6 protein-coding genes are annotated in these 6,435 nt (G+C 47.6%); 5 read left to right on the top strand and 1 reads right to left on the bottom strand.

Features of this window, described 5'->3' with window-relative positions; all coding sequences use genetic code 11:
• The first annotated feature begins 580 nt into the window (after window positions 1-580).
• The 5 genes from gmd to BWK47_RS16405 all read left to right on the top strand — a co-directional run bounded on the left by gmd (window position 581) and on the right by BWK47_RS16405 (window position 5,799).
• Window positions 581-1,669, top strand: a complete 1,089-nt coding sequence (gmd, locus tag BWK47_RS16425; protein WP_162329490.1) for a GDP-mannose 4,6-dehydratase — start codon at window positions 581-583, stop codon at window positions 1,667-1,669.
• Window positions 1,670-1,813: 144 nt separating this feature from the next.
• Window positions 1,814-2,752, top strand: coding sequence for a GDP-L-fucose synthase family protein (locus tag BWK47_RS16420; protein ID WP_162329489.1), 939 nt, complete (start codon window positions 1,814-1,816; stop codon window positions 2,750-2,752).
• Window positions 2,753-2,934: 182 nt separating this feature from the next.
• Window positions 2,935-4,011: a magnesium-protoporphyrin IX monomethyl ester (oxidative) cyclase gene (acsF, locus tag BWK47_RS16415; RefSeq protein WP_162329488.1), complete on the top strand. Its 1,077-nt coding sequence runs from the start codon at window positions 2,935-2,937 to the stop codon at window positions 4,009-4,011.
• A gap of 238 nt (window positions 4,012-4,249) precedes the next feature.
• Window positions 4,250-4,948 carry a hypothetical protein gene (locus tag BWK47_RS16410; RefSeq protein WP_204250428.1) on the top strand — a complete coding sequence of 233 codons (699 nt, stop codon included), beginning with the start codon at window positions 4,250-4,252 and terminating at the stop codon, window positions 4,946-4,948.
• A 149-nt stretch (window positions 4,949-5,097) separates the two neighbouring features.
• Window positions 5,098-5,799 (top strand): GUN4 domain-containing protein, encoded by a 702-nt coding sequence (locus BWK47_RS16405; RefSeq protein WP_162329486.1) that lies wholly within the window; start codon window positions 5,098-5,100, stop codon window positions 5,797-5,799.
• 65 nt (window positions 5,800-5,864) lie between these two features.
• Here the strand turns inward: BWK47_RS16405 and BWK47_RS16400 are convergent, their stop codons facing one another.
• Window positions 5,865-6,386 carry a hypothetical protein gene (locus tag BWK47_RS16400; RefSeq protein ID WP_162329485.1) on the bottom strand — a complete coding sequence of 174 codons (522 nt, stop codon included), beginning with the start codon at window positions 6,384-6,386 and terminating at the stop codon, window positions 5,865-5,867.
• Window positions 6,387-6,435: the final 49 nt, after the last annotated feature.

Here is a 6,435-nt window from a genome sequence, read left to right as displayed (position 1 = left end):
GTTCAGATTGGAACTGACTAAACTCAGTCTAAAGGATTAATGAGAGTTTTGTAAAGCTTTGTAACAACAAGTTAATATACACGAAGCTTATAAATGACATAAGTTTTGCTTTCTTGTAATTGTCGTTTTTTCCATGGGCAAACAGAGGGCGTTTTGGGGGTTGAGAAGAGTTTATCTGGCGGTTTTTCGTGCGCCTTTACCATGGTTCTGGGCTGTGTAGAGGGGCGACACAACTGATTTTCAGGGGCAATGGAGATGAAATAATGAAAAATAATGAAATTGATCACTGGGCCTTGCACGCCATTACTCTTAAGGTCAGTGGTCAGTCAGTTTAAGCAATAGTCGGGCATACAATTATGATCCATATACTTATTGATATCCCTTTGATATCCCTGAATTTTTTGGTCACATTGTCCCTGGGTTCCGCCACAATGTTTCATTAACCCCCGGCAAATACCCACTGGAACGCTAAAGCCGCAATCGTTGCTCACCATGGCGATCGCCAGAAGGCCTGCATCTGGGCAAAGATTCTGATATTTTTAGGGGGATGTATTTTGGGGCAATGGGGAAAAATTAACTAATGTCAAAGTCTAAAGTTGCTTTGCTGACAGGCATCACGGGGCAAGATGGCTCCTATCTGAGTGAATTGTTGTTGGAAAAGGGCTACCAAGTCCATGGCATCATCCGTCGTACTTCTACCTTTAATACCGACCGCATCGATCATCTTTATGTTGATCCCCATGATCCTGAGGCGAAACTTCGACTCCATTATGGTGATTTGACCGACGGCACCACCCTGCGTCGTATTTTAGAAGATGTCAAACCGACGGAGATTTACAATCTGGGGGCCCAATCCCACGTGCGGGTGAGCTTTGATTCCCCGGAATATACGGTGGATTCGGTGGCCATGGGAACGCTACGTCTCTTGGAAGCAATTCGGGATTACCAACAACGCACCGGCATCCAGGTGAGGTTTTACCAAGCCGGTTCTTCGGAAATGTTCGGCAAAGTACAGGAAATTCCCCAAAAGGAAACCACACCGTTCTATCCCCGCAGTCCCTACGCCTGTGCCAAGGTTTACGGCCATTGGCAAACGGTGAACTATCGGGAATCCTATGACTTATTCGCCTGTAACGGCATTTTGTTCAACCACGAATCCCCCCGCCGGGGAGAAACCTTTGTAACCAGGAAAATTACTAGGGCGATCGCCAGAATTGTGGCCGGCACCCAAAAGAAATTGTATTTAGGCAATATCGATTCCAAGCGGGATTGGGGCTATGCCAAGGACTATGTACGGGCCATGTGGGCCATGTTGCAACAGGAACAGCCCGATGACTATGTGGTGGCCACGGGGGAAACCCACGAAGTGAAGGAATTTTTAGAAATTGCCTTTGGTTACATCAACCTCAACTGGCAGGACTATGTGGCCTTTGATGAGCGCTATTTACGCCCCGCTGAAGTAGATTTATTAATCGGCGATCCGGCGAAAACCAAAGCCCAATTGGGCTGGGAACCCTCGGTCACCTTTACGGAATTAGTTCATTTAATGGTGGAGGCAGACTTAGCCGTTCTCGGTTTAACTTCTCCCAACCAGAGTGGACGAATCAAGGAGCTCATGGCCCAGGATATGGCCTTCATTCGGAGCCAGAATGGCCATGCCGTCGATTAAGCTTGGTTGAGCGTCTTAACTGTTGCCTTGATCAAAGTGTTTAGCAACTAGCAATTTTCCCTGGCCTCCAAATGGTGGGGAATTTTATGGGCACAGTAAACCTAGGCAAATCCCTCCCTTAACTCAATATTTTCTTAACCAACCATGCTTTCCCTAGAAAATCAACGTATTTTGGTCACTGGCGGGGCCGGTTTCCTCGGTAAACAAGTTGTTGCCCAATTAATTGCAGCCGGTGGCGATCGCCAAAAAATTACCATTCCCCGCTCCAAAGACTGTGATTTACGGCAAGCGTCAGCCTGCGAACGGGCAGTGGAAAATCAAGACATTGTCATTCACCTAGCGGCCCATGTGGGGGGTATTGGTCTGAACCGGGAAAAGCCCGCTGAATTGTTCTACGACAACTTAATGATGGGGGTGCAGTTAATCCATGCGGCCCACCAAGCGGGGGTGAAAAAATTTGTTTGTGTGGGCACCATCTGCGCCTATCCTAAATTTACTCCTGTGCCCTTTAAGGAAGAAGACTTATGGAACGGTTACCCCGAAGAAACCAACGCTCCCTACGGCGTGGCCAAGAAGGCATTGTTGGTGCAACTGGAATCCTACCGCTTGCAGTATGGCTTTAATGGCATTTACCTCTTGCCAGTAAATCTTTACGGCCCAGAAGATAACTTCGATCCCCGCAGTTCCCACGTGATTCCTGCCTTGATCCATAAGGTTTACGAAGCGCAAAAAGCTGGACAAAAACAATTACCCGTTTGGGGCGACGGCAGTCCCACCAGGGAATTTCTTTACTCCACTGATGCGGCCCGGGGCATTGTGATGGGAACCCAAGCCTACGACAAAGCCGATCCGGTTAACCTAGGCACCAATTTTGAAATTTCCATCAAAGACTTAACGGAATTAATCTGTGAACTGATGGAGTTTGAGGGGGACATTATTTGGGAAACCGATCAACCCAACGGCCAGCCCCGTCGCTGTTTAGACACCACCAAAGCTAAAGCAGAATTTGGGTTTGAAGCCCAGGTGAGCTTGCGGGAAGGATTGAAAAATACCATTGCTTGGTATCGGCAACAACGGGGCTAACTACCGCAAAAAGTCCGGTTTGCAACAAAACACGTAACAGTTTGTAACAGTTGCCCCCCCTGACTAGAAACCCCGTTTCAACCCTTGTTACACTAGGCAATACCTTTTGCCCGTTGCTTTGATGGCGAGCAGACCTTGTTATTGATTGGAAACTTGTTAAGGAAACTATTTTAAACAACTCTATGGTTAATACCCTCGAAAAGCCCGGATTTGATGAAATCCGTCCCGGTGTCAAGACTCCGGCCAAGGAAACCATCCTCACTCCCCGTTTTTACACCACCGACTTCGATGAGATGGCCAAAATGGACATTTCCCCCAACGAAGACGAGTTGCGGGCCATCCTGGAAGAGTTTCGGGTGGATTACAATCGCCATCACTTTGTTCGTAATGAGTCCTTTAACAAATCCTGGGACCACATTGACGGAGAAAAACGCCAATTGTTCGTGGAATTTCTGGAGCGTTCCTGCACCGCTGAATTTTCCGGCTTCCTACTTTATAAAGAGTTGGGCCGTCGCCTCAAAAATAAAAACCCCTTGTTGGCCGAATGCTTTAACCTCATGTCCCGGGATGAAGCCCGCCATGCTGGTTTCCTCAACAAAGCCATGTCCGACTTTAACCTGTCTTTGGATTTGGGCTTTTTGACCAAGAGTCGTAAATATACTTTCTTTAAACCCAAGTTTATTTTCTACGCCACCTACCTTTCCGAGAAAATTGGCTACTGGCGTTACATCACCATCTATCGCCATTTGGAGAAAAACCCCAACGATTGCATCTATCCCATTTTTGAATTTTTTGAAAACTGGTGCCAAGACGAAAATCGCCACGGAGATTTCTTTGATGCGATTATGCGGGCCCAACCCCACACCCTCAACGATTGGAAAGCGAAGCTGTGGTGTCGTTTCTTCCTGCTCTCAGTCTTTGCCACCATGTATCTCAACGATACCCAACGGGCGGATTTCTATGCCTGCTTAGGTTTGGAGGCTCGGAGCTACGATAAGGAAGTGATCAAAAAAACCAACGAAACCGCCGGTCGGGTATTCCCCATTATTCTCGATGTGGAAGATCCTGAGTTTTACGATCGCCTAGAAACCTGTGTGAGCAATAACGAACAACTACGGGCGATCGATGCTTCCGGTGCCCCTGGGGTAGTTAAAGCTCTGCGGAAGTTGCCCATTTTTGCTTCCAACGCTTGGCAGTTTGTCAAACTCTATTTGATGAAACCCATTGCGGTGGATCAGTTAGCCGGAGCCGTGCGTTAGGTTACTAAGTTAATAAATTCTATTGAAACATGCCTCAGATTTTTCCCCAGGGGGAGCTTTCTGAGGCATTTATTTTTGTTTTACCCAAAAGTCCTTTTTCAAGGTATCTTGACATCGACACACACTAGAAGCTTGTATACTGAAGCTTCGTAAGGCTAGTTCATTTAGATGGAAAAAGCTTATGAATAGTATTTGTAGAAACTTAGTCTGTGGAGTCCGTATAAGTGCACTATCTCTGTTGTTAGCTTCGGGTTCTGCCCAAGCAGTTACGTTTGATTTTTTGGCCAATGATGGTGGTTTCACTCCAACTGCTAATGGTACATCGGGGTTTACTTGGGCGAGTGGACAAGGATGGAGTACACCTGGACAGAACTCGGTCGCAACTAACACTCTCATTAGCCCTATTCTTTTTGTCCAGTCTAATGGCTTTATTTCTATTAGTCTCAGCCATCGCTATAATTTTGAAGGTTTAGGACAACTAGGTTATGATGGTGGACAGTTACTCTATGGCTTTGGCGGAAACTTTTTTACCCCCCTGCCCAGGACGAACTTCAGTGCAAACGGTTATAATTTCCTCATTGATACCACCGAGTTAAGCCCAATTGCCGGACAGGAAGCCTGGAGTTCGGTAAGTGACGGATATGATAATAATCAGTATATAACTAGTACTGCTATTCTGCCAGTGTCGCTGAGTATGGGCGAGCAAGTACAAATTCAGTTACTAGGGGCCTGGGATCGTTCAGAAGTATATACTTCCCCAAACTGGCAAATTCAAAGTTTAACGGTCAGTAATGCTGAACTTACTCCTGCGGTGCCTGTGCCCCTAGAAACGGATGCCTTGCCGGTGGCAGTGGCGGGCCTATTCATGGCCGGTGGTTTTTGGTGGAAGCGTAAACGGACTCAGGGTAAGGCGTTGGAATTGATTACTAAAAAGTGACAAGTCTATCTTGGCTCAGATTTCTTTCAGGTGCCCGCCGTGATGGGCCTCCTTTTCCATACTTGCCATTGGTCGAGAAATTTTGGCAGTGTGTTGCCGCAATCATGGCGGATAATGGGGTTTGAAGGCTGATTAATCCCGCTGTTTCTATGTCTGATAATTTGACCGAACTCTCCCAACAACTCCATGATGCTTCAGAAAAAAAACAGTTAACGGCGATCGCCACTTTGGCAGAAATGGGAGAAGGGGGCCAGGGAATATTGCTCGATTATTTGGCCAAAAATGTCCCCCTAGAAAAACCAGTGTTAGCCGTGGGCAATGCCTACCAGACCCTCCGGAATCTAGGACAGGAAACCATCACAACGCAACTCCAACGGAATTACCCCACAGGGATTTTCCCCTTACAATCGACCCAGGGCATTGATTATCTGCCGCTCCAGGAGGCCCTAGGAAGCCAGGATTTTGAAACAGCGGATGAAATAACCCGGGATAAATTGTGCGAACTGGCGGGACCTGGGGCTAGTCAACGGCAATGGCTCTATTTCACCGAGGTAGAAAAATTTCCTGCCCTAGACCTGCACACCATTAATGCTTTGTGGTGGCTCCACTCCAACGGTAATTTTGGTTTTTCGGTGCAACGACGACTGTGGCTAGCTTCTGGAAAAGAATTCACCAAGCTTTGGCCAAAAATTGGTTGGAAAAGCGGCAACGTTTGGACTCGCTGGCCCAAGGGCTTTACCTGGGATTTATCAGCCCCCCAGGGTCATCTACCCCTGTTAAATCAGTTACGGGGAGTGAGGGTAGCAGAATCCCTGTACAGCCATCCTGTTTGGTCCCAATACGGTTGGTAAGCTGATCAATTTGCCCGACTTGCCCATAACTTCCCCAGGGAAAGTATTGCTGTTCAAAATGGAGTTCAAACAAAAGCTTCATCAGGGGCGGTGTAACCCTGGAGATATTCGGGATTGAGGGGACGGAGTAAATTGGTTGCCCGTTGTTTTTGCAGTTCACCACCGGCCACCACTACCAAATATTTCCCCGCTTGCAAAAGGTTTCGATAGGGCAAACTGTCCCCACTGCCAAAGCTTAAGCCCACGCCCCCACCGACAAAGAAACTCCCCATGGCTCCACCGATCGCCCCTAGGAGGCCGCCCACAATATGGTTACCGGGGTCTCCGGCCCAATCTAAGGTGCTCAAGCCAGTGATGAGGTTAAAGCAATAACCGGCAGCGAAACCAAAGGGTACTAACCAGATGGCCATGAGCTTTGCCCTTTTGATAGCTTGTTTTTTCGGGTCCACCAAGCCAAATTCGTCAGCGGTTTTATAACCTGTGCCAATGATAGTCAAATTCTTTTGGGCAAATCCTGCCTGTTCCAAGGTTGTATAAGCTTCTTCGGCGGCAATGCGGTTGGCAACCACAGCGATTAGATAGGACATAAACGGGATAATTAATGATTCGGCTTGATAGGGAGTTCGGCAACTGTTC

Origin of the sequence: Synechocystis sp. CACIAM 05 (assembly GCF_010222815.1) — a bacterium.
GTDB lineage: Bacteria > Cyanobacteriota > Cyanobacteriia > Cyanobacteriales > Microcystaceae > Synechocystis.
Note: the sequence above shows the minus strand (reverse complement) of the source record. Positions and strands in the feature narration are given on the sequence as shown.